The 17334-nt window shown below is 59.0% G+C and carries 9 protein-coding genes and 3 pseudogenes; 9 read left to right on the top strand and 3 right to left on the bottom strand.

All coding sequences use genetic code 11. From position 1 onward, the window contains the following. Nucleotides 1-260: 260 nt before the first annotated feature. Nucleotides 261-2492, bottom strand: a complete 2232-nt coding sequence (locus tag ACVIHF_RS02585) for a CocE/NonD family hydrolase (protein WP_456791513.1) — start codon at nt 2490-2492, stop codon at nt 261-263. A gap of 638 nt (nt 2493-3130) precedes the next feature. Between ACVIHF_RS02585 and ACVIHF_RS02580 the strand changes: the two are divergent. Next, a pseudogene (locus ACVIHF_RS02580) lies at nt 3131-4481 on the top strand (IS701 family transposase). Between the two features lie 49 nt (nt 4482-4530). On the opposite strand, the pseudogene ACVIHF_RS02575 reads toward ACVIHF_RS02580, so the two are convergent. Beyond that, nucleotides 4531-5270, bottom strand: a pseudogene (locus ACVIHF_RS02575) (IS5 family transposase). 506 nt (nt 5271-5776) lie between these two features. On the opposite strand from ACVIHF_RS02575, the gene ACVIHF_RS02570 reads away from it, so the two are divergent. The 6 genes from ACVIHF_RS02570 to ACVIHF_RS02545 all read left to right on the top strand — a co-directional run bounded on the left by ACVIHF_RS02570 (nt 5777) and on the right by ACVIHF_RS02545 (nt 14125). Further along, nucleotides 5777-6859: an IS630 family transposase gene (locus ACVIHF_RS02570; RefSeq protein ID WP_253604297.1), complete on the top strand. Its 1083-nt coding sequence runs from the start codon at nt 5777-5779 to the stop codon at nt 6857-6859. A gap of 407 nt (nt 6860-7266) precedes the next feature. Further along, on the top strand, nt 7267-7986 hold the full coding sequence (locus tag ACVIHF_RS02565) for an amino acid ABC transporter permease (protein WP_456791512.1): 720 nt from the start codon (nt 7267-7269) through the stop codon (nt 7984-7986). Beyond that, a complete protein-coding gene (locus tag ACVIHF_RS02560) occupies nt 7983-8630 on the top strand; it encodes an amino acid ABC transporter permease (protein ID WP_456791511.1) in 648 nt (215 codons plus the stop codon). The genes ACVIHF_RS02565 and ACVIHF_RS02560 overlap by 4 nt, the downstream gene beginning before the upstream one ends. A 61-nt stretch (nt 8631-8691) precedes the next feature. Next, nucleotides 8692-9489, top strand: a complete 798-nt coding sequence (locus tag ACVIHF_RS02555) for an amino acid ABC transporter ATP-binding protein (protein WP_456794050.1) — start codon at nt 8692-8694, stop codon at nt 9487-9489. A gap of 1665 nt (nt 9490-11154) precedes the next feature. After that, nucleotides 11155-12345, top strand: a complete 1191-nt coding sequence (locus ACVIHF_RS02550; RefSeq protein WP_456791510.1) for an aminotransferase-like domain-containing protein — start codon at nt 11155-11157, stop codon at nt 12343-12345. Nucleotides 12346-12959: 614 nt separating this feature from the next. Continuing rightward, a protein-coding gene (locus ACVIHF_RS02545) for an IS3 family transposase (protein WP_456791509.1) occupies nt 12960-14125 on the top strand; the annotation gives its coding sequence in 2 pieces (ribosomal slippage) (nt 12960-13251 and nt 13251-14125; 1167 coding nt in all). A gap of 467 nt (nt 14126-14592) precedes the next feature. On the opposite strand, the pseudogene ACVIHF_RS02540 reads toward ACVIHF_RS02545, so the two are convergent. Then, a pseudogene (locus ACVIHF_RS02540) lies at nt 14593-14711 on the bottom strand (ATP-binding protein); the annotation flags it as partial. A 29-nt stretch (nt 14712-14740) separates the two neighbouring features. Between ACVIHF_RS02540 and ACVIHF_RS02535 the strand changes: the two are divergent. Continuing rightward, nucleotides 14741-15226 (top strand): hypothetical protein, encoded by a 486-nt coding sequence (locus ACVIHF_RS02535; protein ID WP_456791508.1) that lies wholly within the window; start codon nt 14741-14743, stop codon nt 15224-15226. Beyond that, on the top strand, nt 15220-17322 hold the full coding sequence (locus ACVIHF_RS02530) for a recombinase family protein (protein WP_456791507.1): 2103 nt from the start codon (nt 15220-15222) through the stop codon (nt 17320-17322). The genes ACVIHF_RS02535 and ACVIHF_RS02530 overlap by 7 nt, the downstream gene beginning before the upstream one ends. Nucleotides 17323-17334 lie beyond the last annotated feature (12 nt).

The raw sequence follows: 17334 nt of genomic DNA, 5'->3' as shown, positions 1-17334 counted from the left end.
TGACGCCGCTTCTGCCCATTCGGTTGTGGCGACCGCCGCCGAAGCGACCAACAGAAATGTTAATTCCAATCGATAGACGAGTCCGACTACGGCTTGCATAACCATCGTGCAGCGCGAGAAGGCAGAGTGATTATATGCGGCGGTAAATAATCCCCGAGAGCATCGGCTACTCCCATAAATAACTCTCGCTCCCTTTCGGAAAGTCCACTGCCCACTCGGAGGGCAGGTTCGCGATGTTCGCGGTATGGATCGAAGGGCCATCACCGCTCTATCACCGGCAGAATAATTTGCGAGGGATGCGCTCGGTCAAGGTAGAGCGTGTTTTGGGTCTTAACGGTATGCGTATGGCGGCCTAGAGGCTCACCGGTGCCGGGGTTCACGTCGTAGCGCGGAAAATTGCTCGAGGCGATATCGACGCGGATCCGGTGGCCCGGCTCGAAGAGGTTGGCCACCGGTGGCAACGGCACGGTGATGGCGTATACCTTATCCGGCTCAAGCAGCCGCTCGCGATCAAAGCCGCCAGCGAAGCGCAGGCGCAGAATTCGATCGACCAAAGGCATGTGGAAGCCATCCGGATAGTCTACGTTTGGCGGATGGATGTCCAGCAGCTTGACAGTAATGTCAGTATCGAGCGCCGTTGAACTGACCCAGAGTCTCGCCTCGATGTTGCCGGCGATTTCGACCGGGGACTTGAGTGGCTCAGTCTGGAAAACGACGACATCCGACCGCTCCGAAAGCAGGACCCAAGGCGCACGGCAGCCGACTAGATCGGGGCGCTCCTTCTGGTGCAGGGGTCCGTCCGGGACCAAGCTACGCATGCGCGCACGCGGAGAGAGATAGCGTCGGTTCAAGTTGTCGGGTAGCTTGGACCATTCATAGAACCCGGTGACTGCTGCGCCGAGTGTCGGCACTGGATTATCCGGATCGTGGACCCAGCGTGCCGGCTCGGCCTTTTCCGGCGGTCCATGTGGCGAGAGTCTGCCTTCCGCGTGAAGATACCACGGCACCGACGTTAAACCGGGCAACGGCCAAGTCTTGGCTTCTCGCCACCGGCCGCCGTGATTTACGCGGCCATTGACCAACCTACCGTCCCCACCGCCCATGACGAAGATCTGCACCGGCGGATCGTCCTCGACGCAGTTGGGCACATCGCCCAGCCAGCGATCGAACCAGCGCAGCCGCTCACGGTTGTAGACGGCGTCGCCCCAAGCCGCGGCAGGCCCGAACTCGCATTCGCCCACGTAGGAAGCGCCGTCGCCCTTCATTGAGGCATGGTTCCAAGGCCCGAGCAGCAGCCGCGTCATGGATTTGTTCTGCTTCGCGAGCGAGGCGAACTGGCGTGCGGCATCGAGCGCGAAGGGGTCGTACCACCCACTGGAGAGAACAACAGGGATGTCGGCAAAGCGCTCAATGTTCGGCTGCAGATCCATGACCGGCATCCTCCACCAGTCATCATAGACGCCATTGCATTGGTAGCGAAACAATAACTCCTCGAAATTCGGATTCGGTGTGAATGGAGTGTGACCGCGTTTGAATGGAATGCGCGCCAGCTGGTCGCGCAGGTTCTCAACGGCGCATTCCAGCCGCTTGCGCGCGGCGAGATCATCCCGGATCTCCTGGGCATCGTAGCCGTGCAGGAACAGCGCGCCGACCATGTGCAGCGCTTGGGCGCCGCCTTCGCGGGCACAGCCGTCGAACATCTTCGTCGGCGCCACATCGATCCATAGCGCCTTCAGGTGGGGCGGCCGCTCCAGGGCCGCTGCATTCTGCGCGATGCCGTGATGCGAGCTGCCGAGCATACCGACACGACCGTTGGACCAATTCTGCGACGCGGCCCATTCAATCGTATCATAGCCGTCGCGCCCCTCATTGAGGTTCGCGACGTGGAAGTACTGCCCTTTGCCCTCGGACTTCCCGCGACCACGCAGATCCTGCAGCAGGCAGACATAGCCGCGCGGCACGAAGAAGCGTGCCACAGGCTGGACATGAGCGACAGTTTGTGACTTGTCATAGGAGGTCCGGTACAAGAGCGTAGGGAAAGGGCCAGGCAGCGCCGTGCCGTCGGGCGCGGCTGGCCGGTAGATGTCAGTCGCCAGCTTCACCCCATCCCGCATCGGGACCATGACGTTCTCGGCGATAAGGACCCCATAGTTTGGCATGGCTTTCCTTTCAGCAAAATACTGCATGCGGACCGCACGTGGCTTGGATTTCGATGAACATAGCGCGAGGGCAATAGGACTGCGTCGAACAGCACGAAAGACACGGCTTGCGCCAAGCCGACGCCCCTGCATTGCGAACATCGAGAAAGCCTGCCATCGCGGCACTCGTCTCCTGAAGTATCCGTCGGAGCCACCAAGAAATGCCATGCTAAGCGAACGGCCTCCGGCCAAGCCAATACCAATCACGGAGAGATCAATATCAATTTGGAATTCGATGCGCGTACTTGCCGGAAGCAATCCGTAACCGGGAGCAATCGAGACGCGCTGCAGCAAACTACTTCTACGATGCACATCGGTCGCATAGCGGCTAGAGTCCGAGGCGCCAACGTCCTGATCGGATCATGTCCCACTCTGTCGGAAAATTCGTAGCTCGGCTCAAGGCCAGGAACTTGACTTGATGCTGGAGCACGGCGGTCATCGAGGCGAATAGCCAGTTCGTTTAAGGGCATGCCGTTAGAGCGTTGGCCGCGCCATTACGGCGGCGCGACGACGACCTTGCCAACTCGAACGCCCCACATAAGCGGTCATCAGCGCGACGCCGTTGCGCAATCTCGTATCCCTCGCGCACTTGGTTTATGGCTGTGGTGTAGACGCCGATTCCGTCTCAGCTCCGGAGCCGCCGAGTCCGGGACGTGAACTTCAAAAACAAACGATAGGTGAAACGGGAGCTTCACGCATCAAGCGGCCGCTTGGAGGGGCTCCCTATAAGCTAGTGAAGAGGTCAAGCATCATTGTCCGAGTGCAGCTGCGGGCGCTCGCTTTGGGATCATAAAAGTGAGCCACGTCAATCTGGTCGCGCAGCTGATTCGGACGGCGACGCTCAAGATTAATCATCCTTAATGCGCTCTAGCACTACTTTGGCAGATTGTTGATTTTGTCGTGTTTTATAGGATTCCCGAATCAATTTTTCAATGATTCATGGGTGGTCGGCTCTTGGAGGGCTGACCATGCCGAGATGGGAAGACGAACTCGAACGCTGGCTGATGCCGTTCTTGGACCGGCTGGGTCATAAGACCCGGCAAGCGGATGTGTCCTCTGTATGTTGCGGGATTGATCGGTCCGGGCGATCGCAAGAGCGTTCAGCCGATGGCGGAACGCCTTGCCACGAGCAACTACGACCAGTTGCACCATTTCATTGCGGACGGTGTCTGGGATGCGACGCCGCTGGAGACGGAGCTGCTCAACCAGGCGGACCGACTTGTCGGCGGCAGGGATGCGATGCTGGTTATCGATGACACCTCACTTCCCAAGAAGGGTGAGCGCTCGGTCGGTGTTGCGGCTCAATACGCGTCGGCTCTCGGTAAAACCGCAAATTGCCAAACGCTGGTGTCTTTGACGCTTGCACGCGGCGAAGTGCCCGTGATGGTCGCGTTACGTCTCTTTCTGCCTGACAGCTGGACAAGCGACATGTCTCGTTTGAAGCGCGCTCGCGTGCCAGTCGAACACCGAACGCCACGGTCCAAGCCGGAGATCGCTTTGGCCGAGATTGACCGCGCGATGGCAGCCAACGTGCGCTTTGGATGTGTGCTGGCGGATGCAGGATACGGCCTCAGCGCACCGTTTCGACAAGGGCTAACAGAGCGCGGGCTGACCTGGGCTGTCGGTATCCCTCGGCACCAGAAAGTGTATCCGGTCGATGTGAAGCTCATTTGGCCGATCACCAAAGTCCGTGGCAAACCACGAAAGCACCACGTGCCCGATATCTTATCGATTGCGGCCGAACAAATGCTGGCCAGCGCCAAATGGAAAACCCTGAGTTGGCGTAGCGGGACGAAAGGTCGGCTTAAAGCCCGATTTGCTGCTCTCCGTGTCTGCACCGCCGACGGCCCTCCGCAGCGGATATGGGATAAAGGTCAGCAGCATCTCCCAGGCGACGAAGCCTGGCTCATTGGTGAGCAACGTGCCTCCGGGGAGAAGAAATACTATCTCGCCAATCTTCCGGCGGCGACGGATCTGCGCACGCTGGCAGCCACCATCAAGGCACGGTGGATTTGTGAGCAGGCGCATCAGCAGTTGAAGGAGGAACTTGGACTTGATCACTTCGAAGGGCGATCATGGCAAGGTCTTCATCGCCACGCCTTGATGACAATGATTGCCTACGCCTTCCTGCAACATCGTCGCCTCGCATACGCGGGGCGGAAAAAAAAGAATCAACGGGCCTCCGCCTCAGCCAACCATGCCAGCCGTACGTCACGCCATCGTCGATCTCATCCTTCGGCCGCCGTCTCAGCAGTGCCCATATTGCCGAAAGCAAATCCGTGAAAAACAGCGGCGAAAACACAATCTGCCAAAGTAGTGCTAGAGCCTGTCCTCAGTTGAGCAAGATGAAAGCTGAGTCCAAGTGGACGCCGGCGAGAAAGTTTCTGGCGAGTTTGTCGTAGCGGGTCGCGATAGCGCGAAAGTGCTTGAGTTTGTTGAAGAAGCGCTCAAGGTGGCGCTCGCAATAGAGGGCAAAATCACACGGCAACGGAATTGCGCGGCGGGAATGGGAAGGAATGACCGGCGTGATTTGCCTGTCGGTGAGGGCTTGGATAAAGGCATCGGCGTCGTAGCCCTTATCGCCGATCAAGGCGTTGGATTGGAATTCTCAAGCAGCGGCTCTGCACAAGTGAGATCGTTGGCCTGTCCTGGCGAAAGCATCACGGGATTGCCCAAGGCATCGACGAGCGCATGAATTTTGGTGCTCAGTCCACCCCGAGACCGGCCGATCGCTTGGTCGCCGATTTTTTACGCGCGCCAGCACTGTGTTGATGGGCACGCACGATCGTGGCGTCAATCATCATGTATTCGTTGTCGCGATCACTCGCAAAAGCTTGAAAATGCGCTCGAAAACGCCACTCTTCGCCCGCCGGCTGAAGCGCTGATAGACCACTTTCCAGTTCCCGAAACGCTCCGGCAGATCGCGCCAAGGGATCCCCGCTCGGTATCGGTACAGAACCGCATCGACGAACAGTCGATTGTCGGCCGCGGTGCCACCGACATGGCCTTCCGGTCCCGGCAGAAAATCTTTGATCCGCTCTCATGGTCGTCGCGCAATGCATAGCGTCGCATCGGCCGGCCCCTCCAAAAGCCGACCACCCATGAATCACTCATCCCCTGATTTGGGAATCCCTCAACTGAAGAAAGGCTCTAATGCGGCAGCGGATTCTTCGGAAGGCTATTTTTGGTCAAAGCAATGCAGGCTTACCTTTAGTCTGCGCCACTCCTTCGGAGTGGCTAAAGCTTTGTGCGGTCCGCTAGGCGAGTTGCCTTTGAGCAGATTTGGTCGACCAACACTGGGCATTCTAAGTTGTTCCATGACATAGTAAAAAGTACGCGCCGGATCGATAAAGATGTCGCGGCGGCCCAGCGCCAGCATATTCGCATTGCCGATTTCGCGCGGATGATCGGTGTAGTATTGCGTTCATTTGAGCATCGCGCCTAACTTCTGGCAAGGCCAGGATTGGCGCACGCAGTGTGCCCAATCAGAATAGCTGCTAGTGTCCTGAATCAAAAGTTCGGCGGACTCCAAATCGACTCGATGATAGCGGACTCTCCTGATTTGGGGAGGATTGGCGATGGGTCGGCGCTTTGCTCCGCTGGAGCTTGATGAGGTGGAACGTGCTGAGTTGACATCGTTGGCGTCGCGTCGAAGCACTGCTCAGGCGTTGGCACTGCGGGCTCGGATCGTCCTGGCCTGTGCTGAGGGCGAGCAGAGCAAGGTCGTGGCGGCCCGTTTGGCTGTCGATCCCGACACGGTCGGCAAATGGCGGCGGCGGTTCTCCGAGCATCGGCTTGAAGGTCTTTGGGACGAGCCGCGATCGGGGACGCCACGCACGATTGAGGATGCCCGGATCGAGGCGGTGATCGTTCGCACCCTTGAGACCCAGCCTCCCGGGGCCACCCACTGGAGTTCGCGCAGCATGGCGCGGGCCAGCGGGCTGTCAGTCTCAACAGTACAGCGTATATGGCGCGCTTTCGGCTTGCAGCCGCATCGGTTGGAGACCTTCAAGCTCTCAACCGACCCCGACTTTGTCGCCAAGGTTCGCGACATCGTCGGCCTTTACGTAGCTCCGCCCGAGCGCGCCATCGTACTGTGTGTCGATGAGAAGTCGCAAATCCAGGCGCTGGATCGCAGCCAGCCCATGCTGCCCATGCGACCTGGCCAGCCGGCGCGCCGTAGTCACGACTACAAACGCCATGGCGTCACCTCGCTGTTTGCCGCCCTCGACGTCGCAACCGGCCGGGTCATTGGCAAATGCTATGGACGCCATCGTGCCAAAGAGTTCCGCAAGTTTCTCGATGAGATCGAAGCTGCGGTTCCAGACGATCTGGACGTCCACCTCGTCATGGACAATTACGCAACCCACAAGACGCCGTTGATCCGCAACTGGCTGGCAAAGAGGCCGCGCTGGCACGTCCACCTGACGCCAACCAGTTCATCCTGGCTCAATCAGGTCGAACGCTTCTTTGCACTCATCACCGAGCGTAAGATTAGGCGCGGCATCTATCGCAGTGTGGCGGCGCTACGGGCCGAGATTGCCTCCTTCATCGACCATCACAACGCTGACCCAATGCCGTTCCGATGGACCAAATCAGCTGACGACATTCTCGGCTCAATCGAACGCTTCTGCGCTTACAATCTGCCCGCCAAGGCATAAAATGCCATGAACTTTTGGTTCAGGACACTAGCGTGATTTCGGCAGCAGGTACTCCATGCGGTGGATGCCACCGGAGCAAGGACGTGAAATGCGTCCGCCGCTTTTCGATCGCATACTCTGATTGCGGCGAACCGTTGCGCATGCTCGGCCATCGATCCGGGTTCGCGGCGTGTCTCATCTCGGATCAATACCACCTTGGTATTGATCCGACCGAATTTGGTATTGGCGCCCTCGCCGGCCGTCCGGACAGAATGCATCGATCGATACAATTGATGAATTGTGAAGGGAGGAGAGATACGATGGAGCAGCTGTACTCCGTGAAGTACGGGGCCTCGAATTGGGAGGCGCTCTCCGGGCTTGTTAAGGCCAGTGACGTCGTGCCGAGTTGTAACTAAGGAGCAACTGCTGTGCACGCTGTGCTGGAGTACTGGCCTTCGCTAGCGCAAGGCCTATGGGTTACCGTCTGGGTAGCGGTCTGCACCATTATCGGTGCAGCAGCCGGTGCGGTCTTCCTTGGCGCGGCGAGGCTTTCAAACGCGCGCGCGTTGCGCGTGGCATCGATTCTCTTCATCGAATTCATTCGTGGCCCCTCCGGACTGGTGCTCCTCTTCTGGGTTTTTTACGTGCTGCCGCTGCTGCCTGGCATGCCGCAGTTGAGCGCCCTCGCGGCGGCGATCCTCGTGCTCTCGCTCGATGGAGCCGTATACGGCGCTGAAATCGTGCGTGCTGGCATTCAGGCCGTGCATCGCGGGCAGAGTGATGCGTGTCATGCGCTTGGGCTAAACAAGATCCAGAGCCTTAGAAAAGTGATTCTGCCGCAGGCGCTTTCGCAGATCGTGCCTGCTTTCGGCAGCTTGGCACGGGACATGGTTAAGTGGACTTCGATCGTGAGCTTCGTCGGCGTGCAGGATGTTCTCTATGTTGCGAACAACATTCGTAGCCAAACGTTCGATACGGTCACCGTCTTTTGCATGCTTGCAGCGATTTACTGGATCCTGTGCCTTGTTTGCGCCATGGCTTTCCGCGCGCTTGAGCAGGTTCTTCCCCTGAACCGTGCGCTGCGAGCCGCTCGCGTCGCTGTAGAGGTTGTGCCCGATGCTCGTGCGCTTGCAGGAACTGCACAATGACTTGGGACTGGAGCTATGCACTGGAGATCATGCCGCGCCTCATGTTGGGCGTTTGGTATACTGTGCTGGTCACAATTGTGAGTTCGACAATTGCGCTAACGGCCGGTTTTCTGCTTGCGATTCTGGAGACTGCGAGCACCAGGCTCGGTCGGGCATTCGTACGTTTTCTACTTGAACTCTTCAGGGGCGTGCCGATTCTTGTTATGCTCTACTTCGCCTTCTATGTCTTGCCGGAATTCGGGGTCACCCTTCCGGCAATGCCAATTGGCATTGGTGTATTAGGTATTGTTTATGCCGCGTTCTGCTCGGAGGTGTACCGAGGCAGTCTGATCACGATCCCACCCGAGCTGCGCGATGCGTGTGTGGCGCTCCATTTGAGCCCATATATCACATGGCGGCGTGTGCTTGGTCCGTTGATGATCAAGCGGGCTATCCCCGCCTTGCTCAACTACGTACTCGCTCTGTTTCGGACATCCGCGTACCTGTTTGCGCTCGGCGTGCCGGTGCTGCTGGGTGAGGCTCAAGTGGCCGGCTATGAAAACTTCCGTTACCTTGAGCCATTCACGCTTGCCGGCGTCATTTACATGGCCATGAACCTGCCGTTCCTCTATCTCCTCTCCCGATTCAAGGACAAGCATGTCTAGCATCATGGAATTTAGCCAAGCAGGCCCCTTCGTGCCACCGACCGCCGCAGCCTCTAACGCGATGGAGACAGACGCGTCCGCTCCCAGCTCGCAACAGGCTGTGTGGTCTATCGAATTCGAGAAAGTCTCGAAGTCCTTCGGTGCTAACCGCGTGCTGGTCGATCTGGACCTGCAAGTGCGCCCCGGCGAGAAGGTGGCGCTGATCGGCCCAAGCGGTTCAGGAAAGACAACTGTGTTGCGGCTGGCGATGACCCTCGAGAAGCCCACTGGCGGAGATATTCGGGTCTTCGGCCAAAGCATCATTTTCGACGCGGCAGGTAACCCCCTTTCGCGCGCGCAGGAGGCGCGAATCCGCCGTCGGTGCGGCATGGTCTTCCAGCAATTCAATCTGTTTCCGCATTTGACCGTGCTGCAGAACCTTATCCTGGCGCCCACGACCGTCCTGGGCCATTCAAAAGACCAAGTTGCAAAGAGCGCCCTCGAATACCTTCGAATGGTAGGCCTCGAAAGCAAGGTAAATTCCTATCCCGCCCAGCTTTCCGGAGGCCAGCAACAACGCATCGCGATCGCCCGGGCTCTCATATTGAAACCTGAGATACTCCTGCTGGACGAAATCACCTCGGCGCTGGATCCTGAACTCGCCGGAGAAGTTCTCGACGTTGTGCGAGGTGTGGCGCATGAGATGAAGGTGACGCTGCTGATCGTCACGCACGAGATGCGATTCGCACGCGAGGTTTCCGACCGCATAGTCGTTTTCGACGGAGGGCGGATCATCGAGCAGGGCCCGCCCGAGAAGATCTTCAAGGACCCCGACTCTGAGCGCACACGCGCATTCCTGCACTCCGTTCTGAACCATTGAGTCCCGCATCCCATGCAGACAATTTCTGAGCTGCTTCATGCGCGCGCAGTGCGCAGATTTGATCGCCCCAATATCAGGAGGCGTTACGATCAACTCGTCTCATCAGGTACCATCGCATCTACGGCACGCCTTCTTACATCTTAACGGAGGCATCCGCCGAAGCCGTGCCGGTCACACACCAAGGGTTTCGGGTAGAGACGAACTCAATTGCTATTTGCCACAATTGCGGGGAGGCCCCTCTTTTTGCTTATTTTGCTACTTGTATTCAAATTTCCTTTCCCGAGACGGCGGGCGTTGTAAGGCTAGGCCGCCCGTGAGCATAACCTAAAGGATTCGCGCAGAGCAACGGTCGCGACCTCGGGATGCCGCAGTTGCAGCGTCTCCAGCGTCAGATGCTTCGTGAATTGCGCCTGTCGCAAGCTGGTATAGGAAGGAGACGGGGCGCCACGAATCATCAGTGCATGTAAGTATCCGAACAAACATGGCGCCCTCCACTGTATCGTTGTCTCGGCACTAGGCCGAGCTTGGCCGCGGCCGGCCGCGCCGGAGTCGCGGCAATGACAATCCACCCCTCGGACAGAAGACCGAGAATCTAGTTGACGGACCTTACTCAATCGGCGACCGAACGCCGCCGAATGCGATTAGACGACTTGCACTGTGAGGAAGGGCACGGGACAGAGATACGCCTTTCAGTTGGCAGGGATTATCGAAGCGGGCGAAGTCGCCCATCCAAGCCTCCACTGTTGCAGCGACGATGAACGCGACACCGCACGGCCTCCGCAACCTCGACCACCATGCGATCGACCACTGCGGCGCTAGCCGTCGATCTACTTGTCAAGCGGTTCAAGCCGGGCGTCAACGCCGTCACGGAGTGAATGGTAGTCCTGCAGGACGATATGAAAATCAACTACGCCCATTCTTCTCAGACGAAGATCACGAGAAGACTTTAGCGTTTAGTGCCCTCTGGCGCTCAAAATGCGCAGAGGGAGTGCAAATATCCATCGTGATGAAGTGGGGAACATGGAAGGCGCGTTGGCTAGTTGAAGACCTGTCGCTTTCTTGACTAATGCGACGAAGGTCAAGGGTCCTGTCCCGTAGCGACATACCTGCTTTCTCGCTGGTTCACTACCCACGTTGGTAGCTGATCCATATCAGAAACACGTCAATTATTAATGGATCAACATCGGTCTGACCAAACATCGGTCTGGTTAAAAGTCACCCGCGAGGAGTTCGGCATGCAACACCGACCAATCTACTTCTCGCCGGCGGCCCTAAAGGATTTGTTAATGGACCTGCTTCGTGGAGCCGTACAAAGCTTTCCGCGACGAGTCTCGATACCCTTTCACAGCTTCCGCGGGCGCTAAAGCCAACGGCATCAATCTCAAATTACTCGCCAAGAGCTCGGCCCATGACAACTGCGGCTCCACACGTGAAACTGAACTCTCGGTCTGCAAGATTCCTGAAATCAAGAAGGTTGAATTTCAACCTTTCAGGCCACGCTATCGTCATTCCTATGGCGGGTCTCCGCAAGATCCTGCCCGTCCAACAACTGGGAGGAAGAGTCGCGCGAACGTAGATCGGCGACCCGCAGTAGTGCGGCTCGGCATCGATCGCGACGTGTTGCTCTGCTGAGTGGCCTCGTATCAATGAAAGGGACTAAGAAACATGAATCAGATTTTGAACAGTATCACACCCCGTTATCGGTGGGCCGAACGGGCGCGCGATACTGTCGCCCCGACCGTCGTCTCGACGGTCCACAACGACATCATCGAGCTCGGAGGAGGCTACGGCTTTCCTGACACGTTTCCCGACATCGTGTCCGAAGCGATTTCGGCGGCCGAGTCGAAGCACGAGACGTTGCAATATGGTCCGCTCTATGGCCTAGAGGATTTGCGCGAGGCCATAGGCGACTATCTCCGTCAAGACGGGATCGAGACAACTCGTGAGAATATTCTGGTCGTCAATGGCGCCAAGCATGGGTTAGACTTGGCCTGCAGAGTCTTCCTCGAGAGCGGAGACCCCGTGATCGTGACCGCTCCCACTTACGTGACGATGATCAACATTCTCAGACACGCAGGAGCGAAGTTGATTTCCATACCGCAGGATCAAGAGGGCATTGACGCGGAGATCCTCCGCGACCTGCTGCGAGCTCGGCAAAAGGTCGGCGAGCCCATACCCAAGCTGCTGTTCGATATGCCGGACTTCCACAATCCAACCGGTATCACGATGTCGGCTGCTCGCCGCCAAACACTCGTCGAGCTAGCGACGCAGTACGACTTCGTCATTATTGAAGACGACCCCTATCGCCGCATACGGTTCTTGGGCGAGGCAGTAGCTCCGATCAAGACTTTCGATGACAGCGGCCGAGTGATCAACCTCGGGACCATCTCGAAGATTCTTGCGCCAGGACTGCGGATCGGATGGGTGAGCGCGGACGTCGCAATCATCCGCCGCATGGCCTCGCACAAGTCCGAAGGCGGCACTAGCCCGTTGCTGCAACGAATCGCCGTCCAGCTCCTCCGCAACGGGAAGATGGAAGAGCACATCGCGGTTCTCTCGAAGCTGCTGCGAGCTCATCGCGACGCGATGATAGAGTCCGTTCGCAGGAGCCTCCCCCGCGCATCGCTTTGCGTACCGAATGGCGGGTACTACCTATGGGTGCAGCTGCCGCCCGAGATCGATCCAGACGAACTCGTGCGCCGCGCAGCGAAAGAGGGAGTATCCATCCTGTCGGGGCGGCTGTGCTTCGCCGAAAGGCCGCTCGGTTCGTTCCTGCGCCTCGCGTACAGTTTCAGTACGCCTTCTCGGATCGCCGAGGGCGTCGACCGTGTAGGTCGCGCCTGTGCCGCCATGTGACCCGGGCTCCGGGCTGCGAAAATGGGTCGACTGCCCGATCACTAGCTTGATCAACTGTAGCGCTTCGCCTACGAATTCAGGCGAGTGATAGTGTCGAGTAATCCTGACCAAGAAAGGTGTCGGACAACTCCTGTCGGGAATAACATCTAACCGGAAATCGGACTATAGACTGTGTACGTGGCGTGACCAGCCACCGGGTTTTCATCCGGCGGCCCTGCGGATGTAGAAAACGGCCGCGCGTTTCCTACGCGGCGAAGTCAGGGAGGAAACGCCCGATAGGGCTGTTGGAGGAGGTTGAGACGGGGGCATAATTGCCCCATCAAGAGCTCTCCAAGCTTGTGACAAGCTAATTCTAAACAACCGAAATGTCTTCACTTAGCTTGTGCCGTTATACGCCGACGAGAGCTCGTAAACGACCTAATTAAAGAGCGAGAATCTTCAGCCTGACGCCTGCAACGCAGATACTCCGGCCACAACCGCTGCACAGGCGCTCCACATACTTGCACCTCCGTCATCCCGGCACCGCGGGCAACTCAATGGCGGTTTTCTAGCGAGTGAACCTCCTCCGAATGAGTGGACACCTGTAGTAGGCTCGGAGAGCCAGGAGGTGTCGAATGCAAGGTCGTGAACGTCGGTCATTCACGGAGGACTATAAGCGCCAAGCCGTTGAGCTCGTGATGTCGAGCGGTCGCTCGGTCCCGTCGGTGGCCAAGGAATTCGGTCTGCGCGATTCGGTGCTGCGACGCTGGGTAGACAAGGTCCGGCAGGAGCCCACATCGGCGGCGTGGCGCCCCACCACGCAGGCGACGCCGATGTCGGCGGACCAGGCTGCGGAGATCGCCCGGCTGCGCCAGGAGAACGAACGGCTACGCATGGAGCGCGACATTTTAAAAAAGTCGATCGCGATCTTTGCCGGAACCCGGACATGAGCTTCCGCTTCATCGAGGATCACCGCAACATGTATCCGGTTCGTCTGATGTGTGAGGTGCTCGAGGTCTCGCCGGCCGGCTATTACGCTTGGCGCACGCGCCCGGTGAGCGAACGGACACAAGCCAATGCCACGGTGCTGGCTGAGGTCCGGCAGGTCTATCAGGACAGTGGCGGGCGCTATGGCAGTCCGCCAATCCATGCCGCTCTGACGTCGCAGGGACGCGGCACCAGCCGTGGCCGGATCGAGCGGATGATGCAGCGGCATGGCATCCGAGCCATCATGGCGCCACCACGCCGGGTTCGCACCACCGACAGCCGTCATGACCTGCCGATCGCACCGAACCTGATCATGCGCGACTTCACGGCGCCTGCTCCGAATCGGGTCTGGCTCGCCGACATCACCTACATCCCGACCGCGGAAGGCTGGCTGTACCTGGCGGCCGTGATGGACCTCTTCAGCCGTAAGATCGTCGGCTGGGCCATGGGCGATCACATGCGCACGGAACTCGCCTCGTCGGCCCTGACGATGGCGATCCAACAGCAACGACCGGAAGCTGGATTGATCCACCACTCCGATCGCGGGGTGCAGTATGCCTCACACGCTTACCGCCAAGCCCTCACCACCGCCAGGATCACCGCATCAATGAGCCGCAAGGCCGACTGTTACGACAACGCCCCGATGGAGAGCTTCTTCCACACCCTCAAGACCGAGCTCGTCCATCATCGTGACTACCGCGCCCAGGCAATGCGCGACGTCTTTGCCTATATCGAGGGCTTCTACAACCGCACCCGGCTCCATTCCGCCATCGGATATGCCACTCCGATCGAGATGGAGCGAAAAGCAGCTTAACCCTGTCTACTTTTTTGGGGGAAGATCACGAGCAACACCTTGCCGGAGAGCAGTGCCCCAGTGTGAGTAAGACGTGTCGGCCTCTTTTCGTCCACAACCTCTGGCGAGGCCAATACCAATATCAGGAAGCGTCAACATCATATTGGCAATGCTATCTCTTACAGACGAAATGTAACACTGGACGGCAGATGACGATGGACCATGGCTGCGGATTTCGACGATGTCGCCCGGGTGTACCGATTTGAAGTCGCCCGGGGATTCCGAGACGATGTCGCCCACTTCTTCGATTTGATCTCGCCCGGGGCGAGGCGTTCTGGCCGGCTGGTTCTCTGGCATCGAGCAAGCCGCGTGGTCAATCTGGAATCGCGGCTCAAATCTGTTTTTTCTTCTGCTGCGGTTGCTGTGGGCATGTGGGCAACGCCTTGGGCGTTGTCCAAGCGCAGCGGCATGTCCACAGCGCCACGGGCTCAGGCCTTTCGGGCGGATTGCCGGGTTCGACGCAAGCTTTCGCCGGAGAGATCGAGCCGATGGGCGTTGTGGACGAGGCGATCGAGGACGGGGTCGGGTGGGTGGGTTCGCCGAACACGTCAGAGTACCCCTATTTTTGAGCGGGTCGTGTCTCACGTCACGATCACTGACCCGCATCATTTTCTTTTTGGGCACCGGCTTGAGGTGCTGAAGGAGCGGTCGGGGCGCGGTCCCGCCTACGTCGTTGTCGCGCTGCCGGACGGCCGGCCGCGGGCGGTTCGGATCGCGTCGACGGATCTTGCCGAGACGATCACTTCCCGCCCGAACGCCGCCGATCTGCCGCGCATCAGTGCACGTACGCTGATCCCATTGATGCAACATTTGAGCGCGAGTCTGAGCCTTCTCGACGAGAAGGTGATTCGCGATGACCCACCGACCGCTTCCAGGTCGCGTTGCGTATCGACCCCTACCGACATTGGCAAGTCCACCTGGCCGTCCGATGGCCGACATTCCGCGCCTGTGGCCGAATCTGTCGACCGCGACGCAAACCCAGATCGCTCAAATCCTCGCGACGCTGCTGCGGCGAATGCAAGCGGTTCCTGGCAGGCCCGGAAGGGGACTGGGTCGTGCTGATCAGCTTGAACGTCGCTGACGAGCGGCTCACGACTGCGCACCGAGCCAAGTTGGCCTATGTCTACGTGCGGCAGTCATCCGTGAACCAGGTGCGCCAGCACCAGGAGAGCACAGAGCTGCAGTACCGCCTCGTCGATCGCGCCATCGGACTAGGCTGGCCGCCGGAGCGCGTGCAGGTCATTGACGAGGACCTGGGCAAATCCGGTGCTGGCGGTGTGGATCGTCATGGTTTCCAGAAGCTCATTGCCGAGATCGGCCTTGGCAACGCCGGTCTCGTGGTGAGCCTCGACGCTTCGCGCTTGGCCCGCAACAATCGGGACTGGCATCAGCTTCTCGAACTGTGCTCGGTATTCGGCGTGCTCATTGCGGATGGCGAGCGGCTTTACGACCCGCGCGCCTATCACGACCGCCTTCTACTGGGCTTGTCCGGCATCATGAGCGAAGCGGAGCTGCATCAGCTTCGGATGCGCCTTCATCAAGGCGAGCGCCAGAAGGCGGCACGAGGCGAACTGCGGCTGCCCCTGCCGGCCGGGCTTGCCTATGATAGGGCGGGCGCAATTGTTCTCAATCCCGATGAGGAGGTGCAGGCCCGACTTCGGCTCGTGTTCGCCAAATTCCAGGAACTGCAAAGCGCTCGCCGTGTGATGCGTTACTTGGATAGGAACGGATTGTCCTTGCCGGTTCGACCGCTGCTTGGACCATCTCCACACGAGATCGTCTGGCGTGCGCCAGATAGTGCACGCGTCCTTAGCATCCTTCAAAATCCGGCCTATGCTGGGGCGTACGTTTATGGCCGCCGGCAAAAGGATCCGAGCCGATGCCGGCCGGGATCGCTGACGGGAACGGTCAAGGTGGCGATTGAGGATTGGGCGGTTTGCCTCCACGCCGCTCACCCAGGCTATATCAGCTGGGAGGAGTTCATGGCCAACCAGGGGCGACTGGCGGATAACGTCTTCCGCCATGAGGCAGGACATTCTGGCGTACCGCGCAAGGGGGCAGCCCTGTTACAAGGAATTGCGATCTGCGGCCGTTGCGGACGGCGCATGAGCATGCGCTACACGGGCCCGAATGCTGACTATCCGGTCTATTGCTGCCGCTCGGATCGGGACCAGCAAGGCAGTGCACTTTGTCAGGAAGTCCGGGCGTTGGCGGTTGACGCGCTGGTCGAGCGAGTGGTCCTCGATGCCCTGGCGCCGGATCAGATTGAGATCGCACTCGCAGCGGCAGGCCAACTGGAGCAGGAGAGTCGTCAGCTCGAGCGCCAGTGGGCGCTTCGCGTGGAGCGTGCCCGCTACGAGGCCGAGCGCGCTCGGCGTCAGTATGACGCTGTCGAACCCGAGAACCGTCTTGTGGCGCGCTCACTTGAGCGGGCTTGGGAAGAGAAGCTGCGTGTCGTCGAGGCGGTCGAGCAGCAGCATGCGCGTTGGCGCGTACAAGAGCCGCTTCTGATTGGCCCGGCGGAACGCGCTGGGCTACAAGCGCTCGGAGAGAACCTGCCGCGGATTTGGAACGCGACCACCACGTCGGTAGCCGATCGCAAGCGCATTCTACGATTTGTCATCCGCGAAGTCGTTCTTGATCAGAAGCGGGCCCGAGGTCAGGTCTGGCTCAAGATCGTCTGGCAGACCGGCGCAACCAGCGAGTATCACGTTCAACGGCGGGTTCACACCTACCGCAATTACATCGACATTGATCGGTTGCGGCGACGGATCATCGAGTTGAATGCTGAACACAAAATGGACGCCGAGATCGCAGCCATACTCAATCAGGAAGGCTTCGTCGCAGCCCGAGGCTGCGCCTTCAAAGGCGAGAACGTCTGGGTACTGCGTACCCGCTGGGGCATTCCAACCGTCAAAATCAACGGTGTGGACAATAATCCGATGCGCTGGCCCGACGGGAGCTTCTCGATTCAGGGCGCGGCGGCTGAGCTTGGAGTAACTCCGCAAACAATCTTCGATTATCTTGCGCGCGGATTGCTGGCAGGTCGTCAGTTGGCCAAGGGCCAGCCATGGCAGATCGAGCTCTCAGACGAGCAAATCAGTCGACTTCGCAAGCGGGTGCGACGCACCAAGCGTTCGAAGAAGGAGGCATCATGAAGTCATCGGCTC

This window comes from Bradyrhizobium sp. USDA 4506, from assembly GCF_054058795.1.
This window is presented reverse-complemented; position numbering and strand designations above follow the sequence as displayed.

Excerpts from the sequence above, each read along its gene's own strand:
- ACVIHF_RS02570 (WP_253604297.1), top strand. The coding sequence starts at position 5,777 with ATGGGTCGGCGCTTTGCTCCGCTGGAGCTTGATGAGGTGGAACGTGCT.
- ACVIHF_RS02560 (WP_456791511.1), top strand. The coding sequence starts at position 7,983 with ATGACTTGGGACTGGAGCTATGCACTGGAGATCATGCCGCGCCTCATG.
- ACVIHF_RS02555 (WP_456794050.1), top strand. The coding sequence starts at position 8,692 with ATGGAGACAGACGCGTCCGCTCCCAGCTCGCAACAGGCTGTGTGGTCT.
- ACVIHF_RS02550 (WP_456791510.1), top strand. The coding sequence starts at position 11,155 with ATGAATCAGATTTTGAACAGTATCACACCCCGTTATCGGTGGGCCGAA.